This window comes from Polaromonas sp. P1_F4, from assembly GCF_056405675.1.
The window spans coordinates 487,642-512,936 of record NZ_JBFUBP010000001.1 but is presented as its reverse complement, the minus strand read 5'-3'; the positions used below and the strand labels follow the sequence as shown (position 1 = coordinate 512,936).

The window sequence follows — 25,295 nt, the reverse complement described above, 5'->3', positions numbered from 1 at the left end:
GCATTCACTACATGTAAGATTCAATGTAGCGCATACGGATTTCTCATGCAATAGTATTTACATGGCCTTCGTAAACTTATCTAAAAATGTTGTGCACACTGAATTTAAATGTTGCGTTCACTACATTAGTGTGGCACATTCCCCCTGTAGCGGCGCCGTTTGGCCGTCACATGCATTCCCATCGGCCGCGCAATGGAAAAATCGACTCATAAACTGGCAGATCCTGGTCGGGAAGCTACGAGACACTAACGCAACCGCTCTAATTCACCGTCACTCCTTGATAACACCATGAGCGCTTTCAATGAAGAAACCGTGTTGTCCGTCCATCACTGGACTGATCGCCTGTTTACCTTTACCACCACACGCGACGCCTCACTGCGCTTTAGCAACGGCCACTTCACCATGATCGGGTTAAGGGTCAACGACAAGCCTTTGCTGCGTGCCTACAGCATCGTGAGCCCCAATCATGAAGAGCATCTCGAATTCCTCAGCATCAAGGTCGCGGAAGGCCCCCTGACGTCGCGGCTGCAACACATCAAGGTCGGCGACAAAATCATCGTTGGGCGCAAGCCAACCGGCACACTGGTGATTGATTACCTGCTGCCGGGAAAACGGCTTTACCTGCTCTCGACCGGCACGGGCCTGGCGCCGTTCATGAGCATCATCCGGGACCCGGAGACTTACGAACGGTTTGAACAGATCGTGCTGGTCCATGGCGTGCGGCAGGCAGACGAGCTGGCCTATCACGACCTGGTTGTGGACCACTTGCCCCAACATGAGTTTCTCGGTGAGCTGATCTCCAGGCAGTTGCTGTACTACCCTACCGTTACGCGAGAGACTTACCGCAACATGGGCCGGGTCACCGACCTGATCGAAAGCGGGAAGATGTTGACCGACCTGCAGTTGCCGGCACTGGATCCGGCGCATGACCGGGTGATGATCTGCGGCAGCCCCGCGATGCTTAAGGACCTCAAGCACATGCTCGAAGGCAAGGGCTTCATCGAAGGCAATACATCCAAGCCGGGAGATTTTGTGATCGAACGCGCCTTTGCCGAACAGTAAAAATGGCCCAGCGTTTGCTTTCAACTCATTGCATTACCGTGGGAAATTGCTCCTCACACCTTCTCGCTTGATCACGCATAAACCGCGACTGGACACCTCTAGATGACAGCGAAGACGGCCAAAACCATCAAGCCGCGCACTGCCACAAACAAACGCACGGTAGCCAAGCGGCCCGGAGTACGGGAGCAAGCCGCCCAGACCACGCGCGACAACATTTTGCGCGCAGCCACCCGCGTCTTCGCGCGCTACGGGTATGACGGCGGCAGCGTAGAGAAAATATCCAGGTCGGCCAAGTCATTTGACCGCATGATTTATTACTACTTCGGCAGCAAGGAAGGCTTGTTCATCGAAGTGCTGGAAGACATGTACCGCCGCATGAATGATGCCGAGCTCGAGTTGTCGCTGGACATCGAGCACCCCGTGGAATCACTGACAGACGTGATTTGCTTCGTGGTGTCCTACTACAGCAAAAATCCGGAGTTCATCACGCTGCTCAACACCGAGAACCTGCACCGCGGCAAGCACATTGCCAAATCCCAGCGCGCCCGGGATTACTCGTCTCCCGCCATCGCCATCATCCGGCAACTGCTGGAAAGCGGTGTGCGCAAGAAAATTTTCCGGGCAGATATCTCCGCCCGCAATGTCTATCTGCTGATCGCCGCCACCGGCTACTTCTATATCTCGAACCGCCACACGCTGTCAGCCTTCCTCGGCGAAGACCTGCAGACGCCTGAGGCACTGGCGCAATGGCAGGCCTTCATCATCAGCACCGTGCTGCGCACCGTCATGCTGAATCCTTGAGCTCAACCCCACGCATTTGAAAGGCCACCCATGGCAGAAGCGGCATCAAGCGGAAAATCAGGAAAGGTCGTCATCAGGAACATTGGCCTGCTGCTCTCCGGAGACATCGACCAACCTGTCCTGGACGCGGACACCATTGTCGTGAATGACGGCCTCATCGTGGCTATCGGAAAGGCCAAGGACTGCGATACGGCGCATGCGCAGACCGTGATTGACGCGCACCAGACTTGCGTGGCACCTGGCTTGATCGACAGCCATGTGCATCCGGTTTTTGGCGACTGGACGCCGCGCCAGAACCAGATCGGCTGGATTGACTCCACCATGCACGGCGGCGTCACCACCATGATTTCCGCTGGCGAGGTTCACTTGCCGGGGCGTCCCAAGGACATTGTCGGCCTCAAGGCGCTGGCCATAACCGCACAACGGGCATTCGACAACTTCCGCCCAGGCGGCGTCAAGGTACTTGCCGGTGCACCCATCATCGAAAAAGGCATGACCGAACAGGATTTCAAGGACCTTGCCGACGCCGGCGTAACCTTACTAGGCGAGGTGGGCCTGGGTTCAGTCAAGGCGGGCTACGAAGCCAAGGAGATGGTGGGTTGGGCGCGGAAATACGGCATCCAGAGCACCATTCACACCGGTGGCCCTTCCATTCCCGGCTCAGGCCTGATTGACAAGGACGTGGTGCTGGAAGCGGACGCCGATGTCATCGGCCATATCAATGGCGGTCACACGGCGCTATCGGAAGCACATGTTTGCGAACTCTGTGAGAAATCATCGCGCGCCATCGAAATTGTCCATAACGGGAACGAGAAGGTCGCGATTGCGGCCGCCCAGGCGGCGCTACAACTCAAGTGCCCCCACCGCGTCATCCTGGGCACGGACGGGCCCGCGGGGTCCGGTGTCCAGCCGCTGGGCATGCTGCGCCTCATTGCCCTGCTTTCCAGCCTTGGCAACATCCCCGCAGAACTGGTTTTCTGTTTTGCCACAGGCAATACTGCGCGCATTCGTAAACTCAACTGCGGCCTGATAGAAACAGGCCGTGACGCCGACCTGGTGTTTATGGACAAAGCCCAGCACTCCGCAGGCATCGGCCTACTGGACAGTGTTCAACGCGGGGATATTCCCGGCGTGGGCATGGTGATGATCGATGGCGTGGTTCGCTGCGGCCGCAGCCGCAACACGCCGCCGGCCACACAAATTCCCAGCATCGTTCCGGCTTGATACGCAAGCGCCTGCGCATTACCCGTCGCTCCGAGGAGGCCACCGCTCCCGTTGATCTTCGGATGACAGGCCGGCTTCGATTGCAGACTAGCCGGCCACATAGACATTCGATCCAAAAACAAAAAAGCCGGTTAGCGTTGCTAACCGGCTATCTGTTGGTTTTATTGGTCGGTGTGAAAGGATTCGAACCTTCGACCCCTTGCACCCCATGCAAGTGCGCTACCAGGCTGCGCCACACACCGACAAGCCTTTTATTATAGCGTGCCGAAAATGCTTCTCAGTGCCCGGCGCTGAGGAGATCACGAATTTCAAACAACTCGCGCCGTACCAATTGCAGTCGTTGCTGAGCCGCGCTGCCACTGGGCAAATCCGCGCCATCCGGCTCGCTGTCTTCGAAGTCCGAGTGGTCACTGGAATCCTCAAAATCCTCCAGCAGGGATTCGCCGCCTTCCAGCACCTCCACGCCATCAAGCATGACTTCGCCATTACGCCGCTTGTCGCGTTCGGTCTGAACGATTTCCTGAAGCTTGTTGCGTGCGCCGCTGATGGTGAAGCCCTGGTCATAGAGCAAATCACGGATCCGGCGGATCATCAGCACCTCATGGTGCTGGTAGTAGCGGCGGTTGCCACGCCTTTTCATCGGGCGTAGTTGCGTGAACTCTTGCTCCCAATAACGGAGCACGTGAGGTTTGACACCGCACAAATCACTGACTTCACCGATGGTGAAATAGCGTTTCGCGGGAATGGGTGGGAGCGTTTTCTCCAATTAAATCAATGCGCTAAGGAGGAAACCTCCAAATCTACTCTAAGTCGAAACTTAGCGCAAAGAGTTGCGCTGGTTTTTTGGTATGTGTTGTTCCGTCACACAGGTGACATTTAATTACAAACACCTACTCGTATACGTAAATCCGGCGGACGAAGCCACCGGGTTTAGTACTTATTCGGCAACAGTTTCGCCCTGGATCTGGTCTTTGAGCTTATGGCTGGCGTGAAATGTCACCACCCTGCGGGCCTCAATGGGGATGGCTTCGCCGGTTCGCGGGTTGCGACCGGGGCGAGGAGCTTTGGTGCGAATCTGGAAATTACCAAATCCGGAAATTTTCACGTCATTTCCGTCCACCAGGCTGTCCGAGATCAAGTCAAAAAACGCGTCGATCATGTCTTTTGATTCGCGTTTATTGAGCCCGATCTGTTCAAACAGCAACTCGGCCAGATGCGCCTTTGTCAGCGCCGGGGTTTCCAGGCTTTCTACAGAAAAATCCATGCAACGGTACTCCTGGCGACTTTTATTGTGAGCGGTATTCGTGAAAGGTCAGGCCCGCAAGCGGGCACCCAACTGACCTTGCAGATTGTCGAGCACCGACTGAACGGCCGCCTCAATCTCCTCGTCTGTCAGTGTAGCGGCGCCGCTCGAAAGCACCAAGCGCACCGCCAGGCTTTTTTCGCCGAGCTGCATGTTCGCGCTTGCCTGCTGCGGCCGATAGACGTCAAACAACGTCGCTCCCTTGAGCAGTCCTTTCGTATTGGCGCCATGGATGGCCGACATCAGCGCGGCATGGCTGACACCCTCCGCCACGATGACGGCGATATCACGCTCTACCGGCTGTAGCTTGCTGACCGGCTTGAACTCGGGCACCGGCCGTTGCAGCACGGCATCCAATTCCAGCTCAAACAGGAGCGGCGCCTGGGCCAGGTCGTAGCCCTGGCGCCACTGCGGGTGCAGCTCGCCCACAAAGCCGATCGACTTGCCGCCTACAGACACGCTCGCGCAGCGGCCGGGGTGCATGGCGGGGTGCGCCGCAGGCGAAAAGACAGCCTGAAGCGGCGCGAGCAAAGCCTCCACGTCGCCCTTGATGTCGAAAAAATCCACGCCCTTGTCAGGCTGGCTCCAGTTCAGTGCCGCCCGAGGGCCATAGGCCAAGCCAGCCACACGCATGGGCTGGTTGAAGCCGGCCACGGTGGTATCGGTGTTCTGGGCATCTGCGTCACGCAGGAAAACGCGGCCCAGTTCAAACACGTTCACGCGGGGCGCCTTGCGGTCCAGGTTGAACTTGAGCACCTGCAGGAGCGAGCCCAGCAACGAGGAGCGCATCACGCTCATCTGGCTGGCGATGGGATTGAGCAGCTTGATGGGGTTGGGATTACCGGCAAGCTCATGCTCCCAGCGCTCTTCCACGAAGCTGAAGTTAATGGTTTCCTGGTAACCCAGTGACGCCAGGGCGCGACGCACGCCAAAGGGGCTGCGTTCGGCTTCAGCGCGCAACCTGGCGGTGATGGGGGCCAGCGGCGGCGTCTCGGGAAGCTGGTTGTAGCCCACCATGCGCACCACTTCTTCAATGAGATCTTCTTCAATCTGCAGATCAAAGCGGTAGCTGGGCGGTGTCACGGTCAACGTGCCCTCGCCCTGCGTCACCGGCAGGCCGAGGCGCTGGAGCGCATCGAGGCATTGAGCCTGTGTGAGCGGCATGCCGATCACCTTGGCTGCACGCGCCACCCGCAAAGTGACTGGCACCGCTTTGGGAACGTTAATCTGCTGGTCATCCATGGGGCCGCACACCGTTTCCGGTGTGCCGCAGATGTCGATGATCAGCTGGGTGATGCGCTCGATGTGCTCGACGGTCTGCCCGGGATCAACGCCTCGCTCAAAACGGTGGCCTGCGTCGGTCGAGAAGTTATAACGGCGCGAGCGACCAGCGATGGCCTTGGGCCACCAGAAGGCGGCTTCGACGTAGACATGTTTCGTGTCGTCCGAGACGGCGGTCGCATCGCCGCCCATGATGCCGGCCAGCGACTCCACCTGCGCGTTGTCGGCAATCACGCCGACCTTTTCGTCAACCGTCACGGTATTGCCGTTAAGCAGCTTGAGCGTCTCGCCGGGCTTGCCCCAGCGGACATCGAGCCCGCCATGGATTTTTTCGAGGTCAAAGATGTGCGAGGGACGGCCCAGCTCGAACATCACGTAGTTGGAGATGTCGACCAACGCCGTCACGCTGCGCTGGCCGCAGCGGGCCAGGCGATCGACCATCCATTGTGGTGTGGTGGCTTTCGTATTGACGTTGCGCACCACGCGGCCGGAAAAGCGGCCGCACAAGTCGGGCGCGCTGATCTTGACCGGCAACTTCGTGGTGTCAGCGGCCGTCACGGCGTGAATGGCCGGCGTCTTCAGCGGGGCACCCGTGAGCGCCGCGACTTCGCGCGCGACGCCATACACGCTCAGGCAATGCGCCAGGTTGGGCGTGAGCTTGAGGGTGAACAGGGTGTCGTCGAGCTTTAGGTATTCACGGATGTCCTGGCCCAGCAGCGCATCGGCCGCCAGTTCGAGCAGGCCACCGTGGTCTTCGGAGAGTTTGAGTTCGCGCGCGGAGCACAGCATGCCCTGGCTTTCCACGCCGCGCAGTTTGCCGACCTTGATCAGGAAGGGCTTGCCGTCTTCACCGGGAGGCAACTCGGCGCCGACCAGGGCACATGGCACCTTGATGCCGACGCGGGCGTTGGGTGCACCGCAAACGATGTTGAGCAGGCTGCCCTGCCCCACGTCGACCTGGCAGACGCGCAGGCGATCGGCATCCGGATGCTGGACGGCTTCCTTGATTTCGCCAACAACAATCCTGGTGAACGGAGGCGCCACCGGCTTGAGTTCTTCGACCTCCAGGCCGGCCATGGTGAGTGTGTCGGCGAGCTGCTGGGTCGTCAAAGGCGGGTTGCAGAATTCGCGCAACCAGGATTCTGGGAATTGCATGGTCTAACCTTGTTTTTCTTGTTCTTGTTATTTCAGGACTGAAACTGGGAGAGGAAGCGGATGTCGCCGTCGAAGAAAAGACGCAGGTCGTTCACGCCGTAGCGCAGCATGGTCAGGCGGTCAGGGCCCATGCCGAAGGCAAAGCCGATGTATTTCTCGGGGTCCAGCCCCATGTTGCGCACCACGTTCGGGTGCACCTGGCCAGAGCCGGCTACTTCCAACCAACGGCCTGCGAGTGGGCCAGTCTGAAACTGAATATCGATCTCGGCGCTGGGCTCGGTGAAGGGGAAGAAGCTGGGCCTGAAACGCAGCACCAGGTCGTCGCTTTCAAAGAAGGTGCGGCAGAAATCAGTAAAGACGAACTTGAGATCCTTGAAGCTGACGTTCTCGCCAATCCACAGGCCTTCGCACTGGTGGAACATGGGGGAGTGGGTGGCGTCACTGTCTACGCGATAAGTGCGGCCCGGCGCGATGACACGTATCTCCGGCATGCGGCCGCCGGCATCGATCAGCGCGCGGTGCTTTTTGACATGCTGGACGGCATAGCGGATCTGCATGGGGCTGGTGTGGGTGCGTAGCAGGTTGGGCGCTGTCTCGGTGCCGCCCTCCACATAGAAGGTGTCGTGCATCGAACGTGCAGGATGGTCTTCAGGTGTATTGAGCGCAGTGAAATTGAACCAGTCGGTCTCGATCTCGGGACCTTGGGCCACGTCGAAACCCATGGAGCTGAAAATGCCTTCGATGCGTTCCAGCGTCAGTGACACGGGATGCAAGCCGCCCTGCGTGCGCTGACGGCCGGGCAGGCTCACGTCGAGCGCCTCGGCCTTGAGCTGCTTTTGCAATTCGGCGTCCGCCAGAGCCTGACGGCGCTCGGTCAACGCGGCTTCGATGGCCTGCTTGGCCAGGTTGACGGCGGCGCCACGGGACTTCTTCTCTTCGACGCTGAGCGCGGCCATGCCTTTCATCAATTCCGTGACGCGGCCGGTTTTTCCCAGGAACTGCGCCTTGGCGTTTTCCAGATCGGCGGGTGTGTTGGCCTGCGCAAAACTGGCCTGGGCGCTGCTGACCAGTTCCTGGAGGGCATCGGGTTGAGTCATGTGTTCTCTTGTTCGAAATACAAAATAGCGAAGGCGCTTTCAGCAGCACTCTTGTTCCGGGAATACTGCAGGAAGGGCCATGAAAAAGGGCCAGAGCCTTTTCAAGCTCCAGCCCTTTATTTTCTTGCGCAAGCAGCTATTGATTTAATAGCACCAACACTGCCCGGCTTGAAAATCAGGCAGCCAGCTTGGCTTTCACCTGTTCAACGATGGCGCCGAAAGCAGCGCTGTCATGAATGGCCATATCGGACAGAACCTTGCGGTCGATCTCGATGCCGGCTTTCTTCAGGCCATTGGCAAACTGGCTGTACGTCAAGCCGAATGAACGGCTTGCAGCGTTGATACGGGCGATCCACAGCTGGCGGAACACGCGTTTCTTGGTACGGCGGTCACGGTAGGCATATTGCCCAGCCTTCATTACCGCTTCTTTGGCGATACGGAAGACATTGCCGCGGCGGCCGCGGAAACCTTTTGCAAGGGCTAAAACTTTTTTGTGGCGGGCGCGAGCCGTTACACCACGTTTGACGCGAGGCATGTGTGTACTCCTTGTTCGTCGTTAATTAAATGCCCTGGCCTGGGAGCATCTGTGCCATGTGACCCATATTGGTCTCATGAACAGTCACCGCACCACGCAGATGGCGTTTGTTTTTGGTGGTCTTCTTGGTCAGGATGTGACGTTTGAAGGCTTGGCCGCGCTTGACGGTACCACCCGGACGAACGCGGAAACGCTTTTTAGCGCCGCTCTTGGTCTTCATTTTGGGCATGTAAATGCTCCTTTTCATTTGTGCTCGTGAGGCGCTGCGAACCTTCCGCAGACTTGATGGCCCCGAGACACTTGTTAAGCGAGAAATCTTGCGACTTCTCACTGCTCGCAAAAGGTTTGACCCTTCTGCTTTTGGAAAGCCGGCTTGCACCTGCTTTCACCGGAACGCCGCAAAGCGCCCCTTATCTTTACCCTCTGCCCGCCAGCCTCAGGCTGCGGACGGTGCCGGAGCCGTCTCGGCCGCCGGCTTGGCAGCACCCGGTTTTTTACGGCCCGGCGCGATCATCATGACCATCTGCCTGCCTTCAAGCTTGGGGAACTGCTCCACCACAATCAAATCGGCCAACTCATCACGAATACGCGCCAGCAGGGCCAAGCCCAGTTCCTGGTGCGTGATTTCGCGACCGCGAAAACGCAAGGTAATCTTGCATTTGTCGCCTTCTTCCAAGAAGCGCTTGATGTTGCGCAACTTGATGTTGTAGTCCCCATCGTCAGTGCCGGGCCGGAATTTGATTTCCTTGATCTCGATCACTTTTTGCTTGGACTTCGCTTCCGCCGCCTTCTTCTGCTCGGCGTACTTGAACTTGCCGTAATCCATCAACCGGCACACGGGTGGAACCGCTGTGGGGGAGATTTCGACGAGGTCCACATCGGCCTCACCCGCAAGGCGCAGTGCCTCGGTGATGCTGACAATGCCCAGCGGCTCATTGTCTGGCCCGCTCAGACGTACTTCAGGGGCCATGATTTCACGGTTCAAGCGATGCTTGCGTTCTTCACGGTGACGGCGGTCACGAAATTCAGTAGCGATGGTTCTATCCTTTAACTCTTGCTATAAAAGCTATAGCTGCTTGCGCCCGTCCCGTAAGGACGACAGGCCAAATTCATCAACAATTTTGTTAAAAATCAGGCTTTTTTCGCGATGTCGGAAGCGATCGTTTCAGCGAAGGCTTCGAGAGGCATCACTCCAAGGTCTTTGTTACCCCGGGCGCGCACTGCAACGGCACCTGCCGCTTTCTCCTTATCGCCTACGACAAGGATATACGGCAGCTTTTTCATCGAGTGCTCCCGTATTTTATACGTAATTTTCTCGTTGCGCAGGTCCAGATTGACCCTAAGCCCTTGATTTTGCAGTGTTTTGGCAACTTCCCGGGCGTATTCAGCCTGGGAATCGGTGATATTGAGCACCGAAACCTGCTCGGGAGCCAGCCAGGTCGGCAGCGCGCCGGCGTGTTCCTCGATCAATATCCCGATAAAACGCTCCAGGCTACCCACAATCGCGCGGTGCAGCATCACAGGCCGGTGGCGGTTACCGTCTTCGCCCACGTATTCGGCGTCCAGACGTTCCGGCATCGAAAAATCGACCTGCATGGTGCCGCACTGCCACTGGCGGCCGATGGCGTCTTTCAGCGTGTATTCGATCTTCGGGCCGTAAAAAGCGCCGTCGCCGGGGGCAATCTCAAACTCGCAACCGGACGCGCGCAGGCTTTCCATCAAGGCGTGCTCGGCTTTGTCCCAGCTTTCATCCGACCCGATGCGGGCCTCGGGACGGGTGGCGACCTTGTAGATGATGTTCTTGAAGCCGAAATCTGTGTACACCTTCTGCAGCAAGGTCGTGTAGTCCACGCATTCCTTCAGGATCTGATCTTCGGTGCAGAAAATATGACCGTCGTCCTGCGTGAAGCCGCGCACGCGCATGATGCCGTGCAGCCCGCCGGAAGGCTCGTTGCGGTGGCATTGGCCGAACTCACCGTAGCGCAGCGGCAGGTCGCGGTAGCTTTTGATGCCCTGCTTGAAGATCAGGATGTGGCCCGGGCAGTTCATGGGCTTGAGCGCATATTCGCGCTTTTCACTCTCGGTCGTGAACATGTTGTCACGGTACTTGTCCCAATGGCCGGTTTTTTCCCACAGCGTCTTGTCGATGATCTGCGGGCCTTTAACCTCCTGGTAGCCGTTGTCCTGGTAGACCTTGCGCATGTATTGCTCAACGCCCTGCCAGACCGTCCAGCCCTTGGGGTGCCAGAACACCAGGCCGGGCGCATGGTCGTCAATGTGGAACAGATCCAGTTCCTTGCCGAGCTTGCGGTGGTCGCGTTTTTCAGCCTCTTCGAGCATCGTCAGGTACTGCTGCAACTCATCCTTGGTGGCCCAGGCCGTTCCGTAAACGCGCTGCAGCATTTCATTGCGGTGATCGCCGCGCCAGTAGGCGCCGGCCACCTTCATGAGCTTGAAGAACTTCAGCTTGCCCGTGCTGGGCACGTGGGGGCCGCGGCACAGGTCCTCAAAAGCGCCTTCGCGGTAGAGCGACACATCCTCGTTGGCGGGAATGCTCGCAATGATTTCAGCCTTGTAATGCTCGCCTATGCTCTTGAAATGCGCCACGGCTTCATCGCGCGGCAGCACGCGGCGGGTTACCGGTTCGTCTTTGGCAGCGAGTTCGGTCATGCGCTTTTCGATCGCCACCAGGTCTTCCGGCGTGAACGGACGCTTGTAGGAGAAATCGTAGAAAAACCCGTTTTCAATCACCGGACCTATGGTGACCTGCGCATCCGGGAACAGCTCCTTGACGGCGTAGGCCAGCAAGTGGGCCGTGGAATGGCGGATCATGTCCAGCCCATCAGCATCCTTGGCTGTGATGATGGAAACCGAGCTGTCCTTGTCGATGAGGTAGCTGGTGTCGACCACCTTGCCGTCAACTTTGCCGCCCAGGGCCGCTTTGGCCAGGCCGGTGCCGATTGATGCAGCGACTTCGGCCACCGTGACGGCCTGGGGGTATTCGCGCTTGGAAGCATCGGGGAGCGTGATTTGAATCATGGGAATAACTTTTATAAGCAGGCTGGAATCAGGAAAAACAAAAAAGCGCGGAACCTGCCGCGCTTTGATGGGGGGATATGGATTTAAGCTATGAAATCAGTAGCTAACAATCACCAAGGGGTGCGGACTAGCGCCCTGGATGACTCCAGAAAACGGACGAGGGCGTAGTTCGCGGTGTCATAACCCGAACGATCCTTCCTGTTTCCAGCTTGATTGATTGCATGCGGCTATTTTACGGCAGCTTGCAGACAGCTCGCCGGCGGCCTGTTTGCCGCACGCCACAAAGCCCTATTGCGGTGAGGCCGGCGGCAAAAATCCCAGGCCAAGGCAACGCGGACATTCGGTGATCACCGTTTGTTTTTCGACTTCAAAATGCTCATTGATGTTTTCGCTTTCAATGCGCAGTTCGCCGGTGCCATTGCAATCGGGACAGGGAACACGCTTGAAACCCACGGTTAATTCCGACACGGCAACCTCCTCCGGTTAATGATGCACATCTTGTGTTTTATGTAACAAACTGCACTCTACGCTAAAAAACGCCCGTAAAAAAGCCCGGACAGGCCCTAAGTCCTGTCCGGGCTGAAAAGCTGCGCTTCAAGGGCGCAAGCGTCTGGGTAATCGTCGGTCAGGTGAGATCAGTGGAACTGCTCTTCTTCGGTAGAGCCGGTCAGTGCGGTCACGCTGGATTTGCCGCCCTGGATCGCGGTGGTCACTTCATCAAAGTAACCGGTGCCAACTTCCTGCTGGTGCGACACAAAGGTGTAGCCGCGGTCGCGTGCTGCGAATTCGGGCTCCTGCACCTTCTCGATGTAAGCCGTCATGCCGCGCTTGACGTAGTCTTGCGACAGGTCGTACATGTTGTACCACATGGAGTGAATGCCAGCCAACGTGATGAACTGGTACTTGTATCCCATGGCGCCGAGCTCGCGCTGGAACTTGGCGATGGTGGCATCGTCGAGGTTCTTCTTCCAGTTGAAAGACGGCGAGCAGTTGTAGGCCAGCATCTTGCCGGGGTGAACCTTGTGCACGGCGTCAGCGAATTTCTTTGCGAAGTCGAGGTCAGGCGTGCCGGTTTCGCACCACACCAGGTCGGCGTAGTGGGCATAGGCGTTAGCGCGAGCCACAGCTTGCTCCAGACCCTTGCGCGTCTTGTAGAAGCCTTCGGCCGTGCGTTCGCCGGTCAGGAAAGGCTTGTCGATCTCGTCGTAGTCGGAAGTCAGCAAATCAGCGGCTTCGGCATCGGTGCGGGCAATCACCAGCGTGGGCACGCCGCAGACGTCGGCCGCCATACGCGCGGCAATCAGCTTCTGGCAGGACTCACGGGTGGGCAGCAATACCTTGCCGCCCATGTGGCCGCACTTCTTGACGGAAGCCAATTGGTCTTCCCAGTGCACGCCACCTGCGCCAGACTTGATCATGGCCTTCATCAGTTCGAAGGCATTCAGAACACCGCCGAAACCGGCTTCAGCATCCGCCACGATGGGTGCGAAGTAATCGATGTAGTCTTTGTCGCCGGCATCAATGCCTTTGGAGTGCTGAATCTCGTCCGCACGGCGGAAGGTGTTGTTGATGGTTTCAACGACCTTGGGCACTGAGTCCACCGGGTACAGGGACTGGTCCGGGTACATGGCGGAGTAGCTGTTGTTGTCTGCCGCAACCTGCCAGCCCGACAGGTAGATGGCCTTGACGCCGGCCTTGACCTGCTGCATGGCCTGGCCGCCTGTCAGCGCGCCCAGGCAATTCACATAAGGCTCGTTGTGCAGAAGATCCCACAGTTTTTCAGCACCGCGGCGAGCCAGCGTGTGTTCGATCGGAAAGGATCCGCGCAGGCGCACCACGTCGGCGGCGCTGTAGCCGCGCTTGATGCCTTTCCAGCGCGGGTTGGTGGCCCAGTCTTTTTCCAGGGCGGAAATTTGCTGGTCGCGGCTCAATTGTTCGGTCAGGGTTTGCGGCATGGTGGGCTCCGTAGGTTGAAATAAAGAAATGGCGAATTCGATGGATCAACTTTAAGTCTTCTACAAGACCTTGTGAAGCTCTTATGTCTTATATAAGACAAAAATAAAACACAATAAAATCAACGATATTTATTAAATTTATCGTCATGCAAAATTCAATCTCTCATATTGAGAAATAATTTTGCACTGCAGCATTTATTAATTCCACATTACGGAATCAATTTATTGAATGATGAAATGTGAAGGACGGCTTGCATTGGTGGTCAGGCGCGCACCTCAGCCCTGACCCTCTTCCTAAGGTCGACAAGCCCTTTGCGAACGACTCAGCCAGCGCCACCGGTTCGATGCAACACCCAATCGCCCAGCGTAATCACCGGTTTGCCGTGAATCCGTTCGGGGGCGATCTCATAGAGGAAACACACCAGTTCCCGCGCGCGCTCTGGTTGGCCAGACCCGGGTACCGGTTCAAGCTGCACCGCCACCTCGCGCTTGGTGTATTCACCGGTCTGCTGCGGCCAGACCTCCTCGATTTCATCCAGCACACGCTCCAGCTCGGGCGCCACGGCATACACCTCTCCCTGAACGGTGCCCGGGCCGGTCAGCGTCAGGCCTGGATAGCTACCCAGATGGTGCATCACGCCTGCCACGCTGGCTCGCCCTATCCAGCGGGGTGGCGGCTGCAAATGGTTGATGTCGCGCTGCTCACCCTTGCGCAGGGTGCCGTAAACAAAAACATAACGGAAAGGAGATTGAGCCATTGTTAGAGTGTCGTCGCCAGAGTCGTCATCGGATTGTGGGCTGTCCAGGCTGCGTGTAACCGGCAATGCCCCTCTGAAATTAAGGCATGATTTCAACCTCTGCCAGGCCGTTCCCGGCCGGTACAAACGCAGGCCTCCGCAATGGCCCGCACCACAGGAGCCTCCAGTTTAATGAACCGAATCGTGGCCTACGCCTGCCTGGCGCTCAGCATGTCGCTCGTTGGCAGCTACGTGGCGCTTTCCAAACCCCTCGTCATCGCTTTCCCCGTCTTTCTGCTGGCCTGGCTGCGCTTTGGCATCGGTGGCACCGCCATGCTGCATTGGCTGAAAAAACCGGCGGGCGAAGTCCCCATGAGCCGGCAAACCGGCCGACTGCTGTTCCTCGAATCCTTTCTGGGCAATTTCCTGTTTTCCATCTGCATGCTGTTCGGCGTGAGCATGACCAGCGCGGTTGCGGCCGGTGTGATCATGGCTTCCATTCCGGCAGCCATTGCGCTGATGAGCTGGCTCTTCCTGCGGGAACGCATCGGTGCGCGCGTATGGGGCGCTGTAGCCTGCGCGGTGGTCGGCATTGGGCTTGTTTCGCTATCAAAAAATGAGCTGGTTGCGCCCGTCAGCATTGGCCCGGAGGCCGATTTGGCACACAGAAATGCCTGGCTGGGCAATTTGCTGCTGGTGGGCGCGGTTTTATGCGAAGCGGCCTACGCCGTGATCGGCAAGAAGCTGACCGGCGTACTCAGCCCCAAACGCATCACCGCACTGATCAACCTCTGGGGCTTTGCCCTCGTCACCCCTTTCGGCCTCTGGATGGCTTGGGGATTTGACTTTGGCAAGGTGGCGCCCTCCGCGTGGCTGTTGCTGCTGTTTTATTCGCTCGCGGCCAGCGTATGGACGGTCTGGCTCTGGATGACCGGGCTCAGGACGATTCCGGCGAATCAGGCCGGCGTTTTCACCGTATTGCTGCCGGTCAGCGCTGCAGCGGTCGGCGTCATTGTTCTGGGAGAAAAGCTCAATGGCACCCAGATCGGCGCTTTTGCCATCGCGCTGACCGGCGTCGTGCTGGCTACTTTGCCCGGACGGGGTCCGGGAAAGCCTGTTCCGGTCGAGCCGCCGCACTGATTTCGCGGTCCAGCCGTTTTTGCCGGCGCATCACGGAGATGCTGTAGGCAATGATGCCCAACGACACCACCGTGATCAAAATCGTGGCTGCTGCGTAAATCGACGGGTTCACACCGCGGCGGGCGTAGCTGAAGATCACCTGCGGCAAGGTCGTCACGCCGGGCCCCGACAAGAATTCGGAGATCACCACGTCGTCAAACGACAGTGTGAAGGTGAGCAGCCAGGCCGACACCAGCGCCGGCGCAATGCTGGGCAAAGTCACCAGAAAGAACACCTGCACAGGCCGGCAGCCCAGATCCATGGCGGCCTCTTCCAGGGTGCGGTCCATTTCGCTGAGCCGCGACTGGATGACCACGGTGGCGTAGGCCATGCCGAGCAAGGTGTGCCCCGTCACGATGGTGATGAAACCCCGGTCCGGCCAGCCGATGGTGCGCTGCACCGCCACCATCAGCAGCAGCAAGGCCAGACCGATGATGACCTCGGGCATGACCAGGGGCGCGTTGACCAACCCGTAGAACAGCGTACGCCCGGTAAAGCGCAAATAGCGAACCAGTACAAAGGCAGCGAAGCTGCCGAGCACCACCGACAGCGTGCCGGTGATCAGCGCCACCTTGAGCGACAGAAAAAAACCTTCCACCAACCGCGAGTCCGACAGCAGCGCCTCATACCAGCGCGTTGAAAAGCCGGTGAAAACACCGTCTTGCCGGGTGCTGTTGAATGAAAAGACGATGAGGAAAATCAACGGGATATAGAGGAAAAGGTACACCAGCCCCATCCAGATCCGGCCTACGTTGCCTTCTGCCAGGCGCAGGAAGGTTCTCATGGCTTCTTTCATCTCAGTGGCGTCCTTGCGCGTCACGGTCGCTGCTGGAGCGGTAATAAAAAGCCAGCGGCACCAGGATCAGAAGGATCATCACCACGGCCAGCGCGGATGCGCGCGGCCAGTTGTTGCTGCTGAACATTTCGTCCCACACCACGCGGCCGATCATGATGTTTTCAGCGCCCCCCAGCAGCGACGGAATCACGAACTCGCCGACGCTGGGGATGAAAACCAGCATCGAACCGGCGATGATCCCGGACTTGCTGAGTGGAACAGTGATTAGCCAGAAAGCCTTCCAGGCGCTGGCGCCCAGATCGTGGGCAGCCTCCAGCAGGCGAAAGTCCATCTTCACCAGGTTGGCGTAAAGCGGCAGGATCATGAAGGGGCAGTACACATAAGTCATACCCACCAGCATCGACACATCCGTGTAAAGCATCACCATCGGCTCCTGGATGATGCCCAGGGATAGCAGCAGGTTGTTGAGCACGCCCTGATCGGCCAGGATGCCCTTCCACGCGTAGACCCGCAGCAGGAAAGACGTCCAGAACGGCAACATGACCAGCATCAGCAAGGCCGGCCGGATCGCGGGCCGCGAGCGGGCAATGAAGTACGCAAACGGATACCCAATCAGCAGGCACGACAGCGTCGTCAGCACAGCGTACTTCAGCGAGGTCTTGTAAGCCTCCATGTAGATCGTGTTGCCAAAACCGCCTGCAGCATCGGCCGCTTTATCGATGAAGATGGACGCATAGTTGTTGTAGCGCAGCATGACGTGCCAGGACCCCTGCACCGTCTCGATCAGCGGCGCGAAGGGATCCACGCCATTGCCCATGTCCGTGACGCTGATCCGCAGCAGGATCAGGAAGGGCAATACGAAAAACAGCAGCAGCCAGACGTAAGGCACGCCGATCACGAAGCGCCGCCCCAGGTTGAGTTGAAGCCAGGAATGGATTTTCATCGCGGTAGTGAGATAGCTTGGCGTCGCAGCAGCAGCTTATTGAGTCAGCACCACGGGCGCCGAATCGTCCCACCAGAAGAACACCGCGTCTTCCCAGGTGATCAGGGAGCTCTCGTGGCGCGTGGTGTTGGTCTCGGTGATCTTCACCCTGCGGCCGCCCGGCATTTCCACAATGAAAGTGTTGTAGCTGCCGAAATAAGCAATCTCCCGCACCTTGCCAGTGAACAGGTTGACGTTCACCTCAGGGCGGGTCTTGGCAATGTGAATCTTCTCCGGCCGCACCGCGATGGCCACCGACATGCCTAGCGTTCCACTAATGCCGTGGCCCACATTCACCACGCCCTGCTCCGTCGTGACTTCACAGCGGTCCGCCTCGTCCAGCGTGAGCTCACCTTCGAACATGTTGACGTTGCCGATAAAGTCAGCCACAAAACGGCAATTGGGGTGCTCGTAGATTTCCTTGGGCGTGCCGACCTGCAGGACGCGGCCATGGCTCATGACGGCGATACGGGAGGCCATGGCCATAGCCTCTTCCTGGTCGTGGGTCACCATCACGCAGGTGACGCCGACCGACTCCAGAATGTTGACCAGTTCGAACTGTGTCCGCTCACGCAGTTTCTTGTCCAGGGCGCCCAACGGCTCGTCGAGCAACAATAGTTGAGGACGTTTGGCCAGGCTTCTTGCCAGCGCCACACGCTGCTGCTGGCCGCCTGAAAGCTGGTGCGGCTTGCGTTTGGCAAAGGTCTCCAGCTGGACCAGCTTGAGCATTTCCTGCACGCGAGCTTCGATTTCGCCCTTGGGCATCCCTTCGCGCTTGAGCCCGAAGGCAATGTTGTCCCACACCGTCAGATGGGGGAAAAGCGCGTACGACTGGAACATCATGTTGATGGGCCGTTCGTAGGGCGGAAATGACGCGATGTCCACACCATCCAGGATGACCGAACCTTCAGTGGGTTTTTCAAAACCTGCCAGCATGCGCAGCAAAGTCGACTTGCCGCAGCCGGAGCTGCCGAGTAGCGCAAAGATTTCGCCCTTGTGAATCGACAGGGACACATCGTCCACCGCCGCCACGCCATCAAAGCGCTTGACCAGCTGCTCAGTCCGCAAAAATCCGTCACCGGCCGGGAGGGGTAGATTCATGAACAGGGGTTCTCACCAAGAAAAAAGCTGCGCACACAAAGCATTGCATGCACAGCCGGGTTCACACTGAAATCAGCGCTTGCCAGAGATCAGTAGAGCGTCACTTGCCTTTTTTGAAGGCCGTGAACACATTGCTCATGGATTCACGCGCTTCGTTGCTGAAGCTGGCCGGAGACACCATTTTCTTCAGATTGTCCGCATCGGGGAATACCGCCTTGTCCTTGGCGATCTCGGGCTTGACGTTGGCCAGGCTGGCTTTGTTGGCGGTGGCGTAACCCAGCTCGTTGGTCAAAGATGCAGACACCTCCGGACGTAGCGAGTAGTTGATGAAAGCCAGCGCGTTGTTCGGGTGCTTGGCATCCTTCGGAATGGCCAGCGTGTCAAAGAAGATCAGGCCGCCGGTGCTCGGCAACAGGGCCTCGACATCATTGCCGCTCTTGTTTTCAAGGGCACGGCCGCGGGCGATGTTGATGTCGCCTGCCCAGGCCAGTGCCACGCAGGCCTTGCCGCCGGCCAGGTCGTCAATCATGGTGCTGGAGAACATGCGGATGTGCGGACGCACCTTGGCCAGCATTTCAGCGGCTGCCTTGTGGTCGGCCGGGTCGTTCGAATAGGCGTTTTTGCCCAGGTAATGCATGGCGGGCGGCAGCACTTCGGTTGGCGAATCGAGGTAAGCAATACCGCAGGACTTGAGCTTGGCGGTGTAGACCGGGTTGAACACCAGGTCCCATGCGTTTTCAGGCATGGGGGTGGAGCCCAGCGCCTTGGTCACCTTGGCTTTGTTGATGCCGACCGTGGTGAAGCTCCAGGCCCAGGGGACGAGGTAGGCATTGCCCGGGTCGATGGTGCCCAGCTTTTCCATGATGGCCGGGTCGAGGTTGCCGTAGTTGGCGACCTTGGACTTGTCGAGCTTGGCGAGCAGGCCGCCGTCGATTTGCGGCTTGGCGAATACGGCGCCGGGCACCACGATGTCGTAGCCGGTATTGCCTGCCACCAGTTTGGCGTGCAGGGCTTCGTTGTTTTCAAAGGTCTGGTAATTGACCTTGATGCCGGTTTCTTTTTCGAAGTTGGCGATCATGTCCTTGGCGACATAGTCAGGCCAGTTGTAGACATTGAGCACCTTTTCTTCGGCGGGAGCAGCGGCGGGTGCGCTTGCTGCGGGCGCCGGAGCGGCAGCGACAGGTGCCTCCTCTTTTTTACCGCAACCGGCCAGCATGGCTGCCAGGATGGTTGAAATCGCCAGATAGCCAAGATGCTTTTTCATAATGTCCGTAACTCCTCTTAAAACTTGGAAGTAAAAACCAGGAAACTCAAGCAAAAATCAGACCGGAGCAATTGTATAAGAGGGTTAGGGCCGCGGGAACTTTTTCTCCCCGGGGCCGCCACAGCAGCCCGGCATCTGGGCCAATTCGCCTACAGCCAGATACGCCCAAGGACGGCTGCCCAATTGGCCTGCGCTGCATACGCTAGGGGCAACTGCCTTACTTTCAGCTCAGGAGAAACCCATGGGATTGCCCCGATGGTTAGGCCAGGCCGCCATGAAACCCTTTGCCCGTGCACTGCCCGTCATGGGCGACACCGAGCGGGCAGCGCTGGAGGCGGGCACGGTCGGGTTCGAAGGCCAGCTGTTCTCGGGAACGCCCCATTTTGATGCCCTATTGGCTGCCGGACCCAACCTGCTCAGCGCCAAAGAGCAGGCTTTCCTGGACAACGAGGTCACTGCGCTGTGCGCATTGCTGGACGATTTCGCCATCGACCAGGCTGGCGACCTGCCGGCCGAAGTCTGGGCTTTCATGCGCAGCAAGCGCTTCTTCGGAATGATCATTCCCGAGGAGTGGGGCGGCCTCGGGTTCAGCCACTACGCCCATGCCACGGTAGTGACGCGCATCGCCACCCTCAACATTTCAGCCGCCGTGACCGTCATGGTGCCCAATTCGCTGGGCCCGGCCGAGCTGCTGCTGCGCTATGGCACGGCGGCGCAAAAAGAGTACTACCTGCCACGCCTGGCCGATGGCCGCGACCTGCCCTGCTTCGGATTGACCTCGCCTTATGCGGGCTCCGATGCCGCGTCCATCCCCGATCGGGGCGTCCTCGTCGAACGGAAGATCGACGGCGTCATGGTGGGCGGCTTCAGTGTGGACTTCTCCAAGCGCTACATCACGCTGGCGCCCGTCGCCACCGTGGTCGGCCTGGCCTTCAACGCGGTGGACGAAACCCTGCCCGAAGGCCCGCGCAACCTGGGCATCACCTGCGCGCTGATTCCGGTGCCGCAGCCCGGCATGCAGATCGGCAGAAGGCACCGGCCGATGGACGCCGCCTTCATGAATGGCCCCATCGAAGGCCGGGAGGTCTTCATCCCCATGGACTGGATCATCGGCGGCGAGCAGCAGGTCGGCCAGGGGTGGCGCATGCTGATGGAATGCCTGGCGGCAGGGCGAGCCATTTCCTTGCCGGCGCTTGGCTCGGCAATGCAGCAAACGGCGCTCTTCGTGGCCAACGGTTACGGCCAGGTGCGGGAGCAGTTCGGCCTGCCTATCGGCCGCTTCGACGCGATTGCCGGCGTGATTGCGGAAATGGCCTGTGAACTCTATGCGACGGACGCCGCACGCCGCTACACCGCCGCCGTACTCGACAAGGGCGAGCAGCCCAGCGTGGCCAGCGCCATCCTGAAAGTGCACCTGACCGAAGCTGGCCGGCGCGCCGTCAACCACGGCATGGACATCCTGGGCGGCAAGGGGATCATCCAGGGGCCATCCAACCTGCTGTCGGTGGCTTACCGTGGCGCGCCTATTGCCATCACCGTGGAAGGCGCCAACATCCTGACCCGCTCGCTGATCATTTTTGGACAAGGCGCGGTGCGCTGCCACCCCTACGTGATGAAGGAAATGCAAGCCGTGCAGAGCAACGATGCGCAGGCGCTGGGGGAAGCGCTGATCGGCCATGGCGGGCACGTGCTGCGTAACTTTTGGCACAGCATCGCCGGTGCACCCGTGCAAGGCACGCCACCCCTGGGCCTCGAAAAAGAAGCCCGGCTGATCGCCCGCCTGAGCAGCCAGTACGCATTGACCTGCGACCTGGCCATGGGCTTGCTGGGCGGCAAGCTCAAACGCATGGAGTTGCTGTCGGCAAGGCTGGGCGATGTGCTGGCCCATCTCTACATGGCCAGCGCCTGCCTTTGGCACTATGCCTTCGACAAGGATACGAACATGCTGCCGGTCGCGCAGGCGGCCATTCGCGTGCAGCTCGATGAAGCCGGCAATACGCTGGAGGCCCTCTACGCCAACTTTCCTTCGCCGCTAAGGCGTGTAGTGGGTGCGCTGGTGCTAAACCGCAGCACACGCCAGGCACCGCTTCGCGATGTTCAGTTGCTGGAGCTGGCCAAACTTCTGCGAACCCACCCCGTCGTGGTGAAACGCTTGTGCCCTGACTTGGCAACGCCTACCAGCGGTGGGCTACGCGACCTGATGGATGCGCTCGATCTGGCAACGCAGCTCGGCGAAGAAACCGTGGCGCTTAACAAGGCCGTGCGCAGCAATCAGTCCATGGAGCACGCCGCGCAAGCCTCAAGCCGCCCGGATCTGGCGTTGGCTTATTTACGCGCCGCCGACAAGGTGATCCAGGTCGACGACTTTGCGCCTTAGAACCTGTTCTTAAGCCGCGGCCCGGGCGAACAATCCCTTGTACTGCTCTCGCAGCAAATTCTTCTGCACCTTGCCCATGGTGTTGCGCGGCAACTCGCTGACCACAAAGCAGTTCTTGGGAATCTTGAAGTTGGCCAGCTTCGATTTCAGTTCGCCCACAATCATGCTGCCCTCCAGCACTACGCCCGGCTTGGCGATCACGACAGCCACGCCGACCTCGCCGAAATCCGGGTGCGGCACACCAACCAGCGCGCTTTCGGCCACGCCAGGCATGTCGTTGATATAGCCTTCGATTTCGGCGGGATAGACGTTGTAACCGCCGCTGATGATGAGGTCCTTGCTGCGGCCCACAATGACGATGTAGCCGCGCTCGTCGATCTTGCCCACGTCGCCGGTCTTGAAGTAGCCGTCTGCGGTGAACTCTTCTTTTGTCTTCTCCGGCATGCGCCAATAGCCCTTGAAAATATTCGGGCCCTTGACCTGGATGCCGCCGATCTCACCGGCCGGCAAGGACTCACCGCCTTCGTCCTGCACACGCAGGCTGACACCGGGCAACGCAAAGCCCACCGTACCGCCGCGCCGCTCGGCACCCTCGTAAGGGTTGGACGTGAGCATCACGGTTTCCGACATGCCGTAGCGTTCCAGAATGGTGTGGCCGGTGCGCTCTTTCCACTCGTTGAAGGTCTCGATCAGCAAAGGCGCCGACCCCGCCACAAAGAGCCGCATGTTACGGCAGGCTTCGCGGGTCAGCCCCGGCTCGGCCAACAGGCGCACATACAACGTGGGAACGCCCATGAACACCGTGGCTTCGGGCAGCTTTTTCACCACCAGCTTGGGGTCAAATTTGGCCAGCCAGATCATCTTGCTGCCGTTGATCAGCGCGCCATGAATCGCGACAAACAGGCCATGGACATGAAAGATGGGCAAGGCATGGATCAGTACATCGCCACGGCCTTCGGGCCCTCCGGTAGCCGTCCAGCCCCAGGCATCTTTGAGCACCAGCGCATTGCTCAGCATGTTGCCGTGCGAAAGCATGGCGCCCTTGCTGCGGCCCGTGGTACCGCTGGTGTAGAGGATGGCGGCCAGGTCGTCCGCCTGCCGTGCCACCACTTCATGCTGGTCGCTGCAATGCGCCGCACGGTCCAGCAGCGAGCCTGTGCGGTCATCGTCCAGTGTGAACACGTTCTGCGTGCCGGCCTTGAAGGCGATCTTGCTGACCCAGCCAAAATTCTTGCTGCTGCAGACCATGACGGAAGGTTCGGCGTTGCCGACGAAGTATTCGATCTCGGCACTCTGGTAGGCGGTGTTGAGCGGCAAAAACACATAGCCGGCGCGCAGCGTCGCCAGGTAAAGCATCATGGCTTCCACCGACTTCTCAACCTGTACCGCCACCCTGGCCCCTTCAGGCAACCCCAGCGAGGCCAGCAGGTTGGCCATCATCGCGGTGCCGCGCTCGAGGTCGCGCCACGAATAGCAGAGGCCGTTGTCGGTTTCGACGGCGACTTCATTGAGCGAAGAAGGAAACGCGGCTCGAAGCGCTGCAAACAGGTTATGGTTTTTCATGGGTCAGGCTGGCTATGGTTGGAATTTCGGCCGCCCGGCGATCAAACCGGGGTGGGCGCTTTTCGGTGAAGGCGGAAATACCTTCGCGGTGCTCGGCAGAAGGTGCATAACGGTAGGCTGTTGCTATCAAATCAGTAGCTGGTCGCGCCGATCCAATGGGCGCCAGAGCCCTGAATGCCTGTTTATTCAGGCGCGCGGCGCCAGGCGCAAGGGCGCAGGTACGATCCACACAAGCCGTAACCAGGGCCTCGACGTCCTGGCCAGGCGCAACCTGGTTGAGAAAGCCGCGCTGCTTCATCTCGGCGGCCCCCAGAACGGCAGCCGAAAGCAGCATCTCCCGAGCGGTCAGCTCTCCGGCGGCACGCATCACCAGCGCAGCCTCGCGCGGCGCCATCGGGAAACCGAGCTTAGCGATGGGCGCACCAAACTTTGCCGTATCACCGGCAATGCGGATATCGCAGCAGCTGGCGATCTCAACGCCGGCGCCCATACAGTTGCCTTCGATCTGCGCGACGATGGGGACGTCGCAGTCCAGCATGGCCTGCAAGCCGCCCCATACATCGTCTTCATGAAACGCGCGCAGGCCCGCTTCTTCAAAGCGAAAGCCGGCGTATTCGGAGATGTCGCCGCCCGCGCAAAACTGCCCGCCCTCTCCCCGCACCAGCACGCAACACAACGCTGCGCTTTGCTGGATGCACTCAAACGCCGTACGCAACTCGCGCCACATGGCGCGAGACATGGCATTGAGCTTGCCGGGATGGGACAGCGTCACAAAGGCAACAGGGCCTTTCACTTCCAGTAAAACGACACCGGTCATCAAGGGATCAGTCGAGTTTGGCGCCGGAGGCTTTCACCACGGCCGACCAGCGTTTGACCTCGTTGCTCACAAACGTGCCGAACTGCTGGGGGGTGAGGTTGCCGAAGTCCGCGCCGTTGTTGGCCCAGATGGCTTTGAGCTCATCGCTGGTGGCGGCTTTGCGCAGATCTTCCACGATGCGTGCCTGCACGTCGGCGGGTGTGCCCTTGGGCGACCAGATGCCGTACCAGGTGGTCACGGTGTAGTCGGGCAGGCCGAGTTCGCCGGCGCAAGGCACGTCCGGGAAAGCCGGGTTGCGTTTGGTGCCGGACACCATGAGCGCCTTGATGCGGCCGCCCTTGATGTGGTTGGCGGAAGAGCCCAGGCCGTCAAACATCATGTCGACGTTGCCGCCAATCAAGTCCTGCAGCGCAGGGCCCGCGCCGCGATAAGGGATGTGCGTGATGAAGGTCTTGGTTTGCTGCTTGAAGAGCTCCCCGGCCAGATGGTGCGAAGTACCCGCACCGGCGGAGCCATAGTTGTATCTGCCGGGAGCCTTGCGCACGGCCGCGATGTAAGCCTTGAAATCGGAAAACGGCATGTTGCGGGGATTGACCACCAGCACCTGCGGCACGTTGGCCATCAAGGCCAGCGGCACAAAATCTTTCTCGATGTCGTAGTCCAGCTTGGGATACATCGACGGTGCAATCGTGTGATGCACGGCACCCATGAACAGCGTATAGCCGTCGGGCTGCGCCTTGGCGGCGATGCTCGCGCCCAAGGTGCCGCCGGCTCCGCCGCGGTTGTCGATGATGAGCTGCTTGCCTGTGAGTTTGGCGAACTGCGCCGACAGCGGCCGTGCGAACGCATCGGTACCGCCGCCGGCTGGAAACGGCACGATCATCGTCACTGGCTTGGTGGGCCAGGCTGACTGCGCATGCAGCAGGGGTGATGCGGTTGCAGCGCTGGCCGCAGCGATGCGCAGGACGTCGCGCCGGTTGATTGAATTCATGGTTTGTCTCCTTTGGTGGGTTTTACTACGGGATGA

Annotated in this window: 23 protein-coding genes and 1 tRNA gene; 5 read left to right on the top strand and 19 right to left on the bottom strand. The window is 59.3% G+C overall.

Going from position 1 to position 25,295, the window contains the following annotated elements; genetic code table 11:
- Positions 1-288: 288 nt before the first annotated feature.
- The 3 genes from AC1DYQ_RS02480 (at position 289) to AC1DYQ_RS02470 (ending at position 3,087) form a co-directional block, all read left to right on the top strand.
- On the top strand, positions 289-1,062 hold the full coding sequence (locus AC1DYQ_RS02480) for a ferredoxin--NADP reductase (RefSeq protein WP_477685422.1): 774 nt from the start codon (positions 289-291) through the stop codon (positions 1,060-1,062).
- Positions 1,063-1,164: 102 nt separating this feature from the next.
- Complete coding sequence (locus tag AC1DYQ_RS02475) at positions 1,165-1,863, top strand: TetR family transcriptional regulator (protein WP_477685421.1); 699 nt, start codon at positions 1,165-1,167, stop codon at positions 1,861-1,863.
- 30 nt (positions 1,864-1,893) lie between these two features.
- A complete protein-coding gene (locus tag AC1DYQ_RS02470; RefSeq protein ID WP_477685420.1) occupies positions 1,894-3,087 on the top strand; it encodes an amidohydrolase family protein in 1,194 nt (397 codons plus the stop codon).
- Positions 3,088-3,252: 165 nt separating this feature from the next.
- Here AC1DYQ_RS02470 and AC1DYQ_RS02465 read toward each other — a convergent pair.
- The 12 genes from AC1DYQ_RS02465 to AC1DYQ_RS02410 form a co-directional block, all read right to left on the bottom strand.
- A tRNA-Pro gene (locus tag AC1DYQ_RS02465) sits at positions 3,253-3,329 on the bottom strand.
- Between the two features lie 35 nt (positions 3,330-3,364).
- Positions 3,365-3,853: a MerR family transcriptional regulator gene (locus tag AC1DYQ_RS02460; protein WP_477685419.1), complete on the bottom strand. Its 489-nt coding sequence runs from the start codon at positions 3,851-3,853 to the stop codon at positions 3,365-3,367.
- Between the two features lie 171 nt (positions 3,854-4,024).
- Positions 4,025-4,351 (bottom strand): integration host factor subunit alpha, encoded by a 327-nt coding sequence (locus tag AC1DYQ_RS02455; protein ID WP_457280348.1) that lies wholly within the window; start codon positions 4,349-4,351, stop codon positions 4,025-4,027.
- Between the two features lie 48 nt (positions 4,352-4,399).
- Positions 4,400-6,826: a phenylalanine--tRNA ligase subunit beta gene (gene pheT / locus AC1DYQ_RS02450; RefSeq protein WP_477685418.1), complete on the bottom strand. Its 2,427-nt coding sequence runs from the start codon at positions 6,824-6,826 to the stop codon at positions 4,400-4,402.
- Positions 6,827-6,858: 32 nt separating this feature from the next.
- Positions 6,859-7,923 (bottom strand): phenylalanine--tRNA ligase subunit alpha, encoded by a 1,065-nt coding sequence (pheS, locus tag AC1DYQ_RS02445; RefSeq protein ID WP_477685417.1) that lies wholly within the window; start codon positions 7,921-7,923, stop codon positions 6,859-6,861.
- Between the two features lie 175 nt (positions 7,924-8,098).
- Positions 8,099-8,458 carry a 50S ribosomal protein L20 gene (rplT, locus tag AC1DYQ_RS02440; protein ID WP_348046678.1) on the bottom strand — a complete coding sequence of 120 codons (360 nt, stop codon included), beginning with the start codon at positions 8,456-8,458 and terminating at the stop codon, positions 8,099-8,101.
- Positions 8,459-8,483: 25 nt separating this feature from the next.
- Positions 8,484-8,687, bottom strand: coding sequence for a 50S ribosomal protein L35 (gene rpmI / locus AC1DYQ_RS02435; protein WP_007870723.1), 204 nt, complete (start codon positions 8,685-8,687; stop codon positions 8,484-8,486).
- 207 nt (positions 8,688-8,894) lie between these two features.
- Complete coding sequence (gene infC, locus AC1DYQ_RS02430) at positions 8,895-9,494, bottom strand: translation initiation factor IF-3 (protein WP_457280968.1); 600 nt, start codon at positions 9,492-9,494, stop codon at positions 8,895-8,897.
- A gap of 95 nt (positions 9,495-9,589) precedes the next feature.
- The gene (gene thrS, locus AC1DYQ_RS02425) at positions 9,590-11,497 is read right to left on the bottom strand and encodes a threonine--tRNA ligase (RefSeq protein WP_477685416.1); all 1,908 of its coding nucleotides are present in this window, start codon (positions 11,495-11,497) and stop codon (positions 9,590-9,592) included.
- Between the two features lie 288 nt (positions 11,498-11,785).
- Positions 11,786-11,965, bottom strand: coding sequence for a hypothetical protein (locus AC1DYQ_RS02420; protein ID WP_431095808.1), 180 nt, complete (start codon positions 11,963-11,965; stop codon positions 11,786-11,788).
- Between the two features lie 167 nt (positions 11,966-12,132).
- A complete protein-coding gene (gene aceA, locus AC1DYQ_RS02415) occupies positions 12,133-13,452 on the bottom strand; it encodes an isocitrate lyase (RefSeq protein WP_457280344.1) in 1,320 nt (439 codons plus the stop codon).
- 323 nt (positions 13,453-13,775) lie between these two features.
- Complete coding sequence (locus tag AC1DYQ_RS02410) at positions 13,776-14,210, bottom strand: gamma-glutamylcyclotransferase family protein (RefSeq protein WP_477685415.1); 435 nt, start codon at positions 14,208-14,210, stop codon at positions 13,776-13,778.
- A gap of 171 nt (positions 14,211-14,381) precedes the next feature.
- Here AC1DYQ_RS02410 and AC1DYQ_RS02405 point away from each other — a divergent pair, with 171 nt between their 5' ends.
- The gene (locus AC1DYQ_RS02405; RefSeq protein WP_477685414.1) at positions 14,382-15,329 is read left to right on the top strand and encodes a DMT family transporter; all 948 of its coding nucleotides are present in this window, start codon (positions 14,382-14,384) and stop codon (positions 15,327-15,329) included.
- Here the strand turns inward: AC1DYQ_RS02405 and AC1DYQ_RS02400 are convergent.
- From AC1DYQ_RS02400 to AC1DYQ_RS02385, 4 genes are all read right to left on the bottom strand, one after another.
- Positions 15,274-16,152, bottom strand: a complete 879-nt coding sequence (locus tag AC1DYQ_RS02400) for an ABC transporter permease (protein ID WP_477685413.1) — start codon at positions 16,150-16,152, stop codon at positions 15,274-15,276. The genes AC1DYQ_RS02405 and AC1DYQ_RS02400 overlap by 56 nt on opposite strands.
- A 13-nt stretch (positions 16,153-16,165) precedes the next feature.
- A complete protein-coding gene (locus tag AC1DYQ_RS02395; RefSeq protein ID WP_477685412.1) occupies positions 16,166-17,107 on the bottom strand; it encodes an ABC transporter permease in 942 nt (313 codons plus the stop codon).
- Positions 17,108-17,143: 36 nt separating this feature from the next.
- Positions 17,144-18,247, bottom strand: coding sequence for an ABC transporter ATP-binding protein (locus tag AC1DYQ_RS02390; protein WP_457280340.1), 1,104 nt, complete (start codon positions 18,245-18,247; stop codon positions 17,144-17,146).
- Positions 18,248-18,347: 100 nt separating this feature from the next.
- Positions 18,348-19,511, bottom strand: a complete 1,164-nt coding sequence (locus AC1DYQ_RS02385; protein ID WP_477685411.1) for an extracellular solute-binding protein — start codon at positions 19,509-19,511, stop codon at positions 18,348-18,350.
- Positions 19,512-19,752: 241 nt separating this feature from the next.
- Here AC1DYQ_RS02385 and AC1DYQ_RS02380 point away from each other — a divergent pair, with 241 nt between their 5' ends.
- Entirely contained in the window at positions 19,753-21,888 is a 2,136-nt protein-coding gene (locus tag AC1DYQ_RS02380; RefSeq protein WP_477685410.1) for an acyl-CoA dehydrogenase, read from the top strand.
- A gap of 9 nt (positions 21,889-21,897) precedes the next feature.
- On the opposite strand, the gene AC1DYQ_RS02375 is transcribed toward AC1DYQ_RS02380, so the two are convergent.
- Genes AC1DYQ_RS02375 through AC1DYQ_RS02365 form a run of 3 tightly spaced genes read right to left on the bottom strand, consistent with a single transcriptional unit; the run spans position 21,898 to position 25,259 of the window.
- Complete coding sequence (locus tag AC1DYQ_RS02375) at positions 21,898-23,451, bottom strand: malonate--CoA ligase (protein WP_477685409.1); 1,554 nt, start codon at positions 23,449-23,451, stop codon at positions 21,898-21,900.
- A complete protein-coding gene (locus AC1DYQ_RS02370) occupies positions 23,438-24,268 on the bottom strand; it encodes an enoyl-CoA hydratase/isomerase family protein (RefSeq protein ID WP_477685408.1) in 831 nt (276 codons plus the stop codon). Before AC1DYQ_RS02370 ends, AC1DYQ_RS02375 begins: the two co-directional genes overlap by 14 nt.
- Before the next feature lie 7 nt (positions 24,269-24,275).
- Entirely contained in the window at positions 24,276-25,259 is a 984-nt protein-coding gene (locus tag AC1DYQ_RS02365; protein WP_477685407.1) for a Bug family tripartite tricarboxylate transporter substrate binding protein, read from the bottom strand.
- Positions 25,260-25,295: the final 36 nt, after the last annotated feature.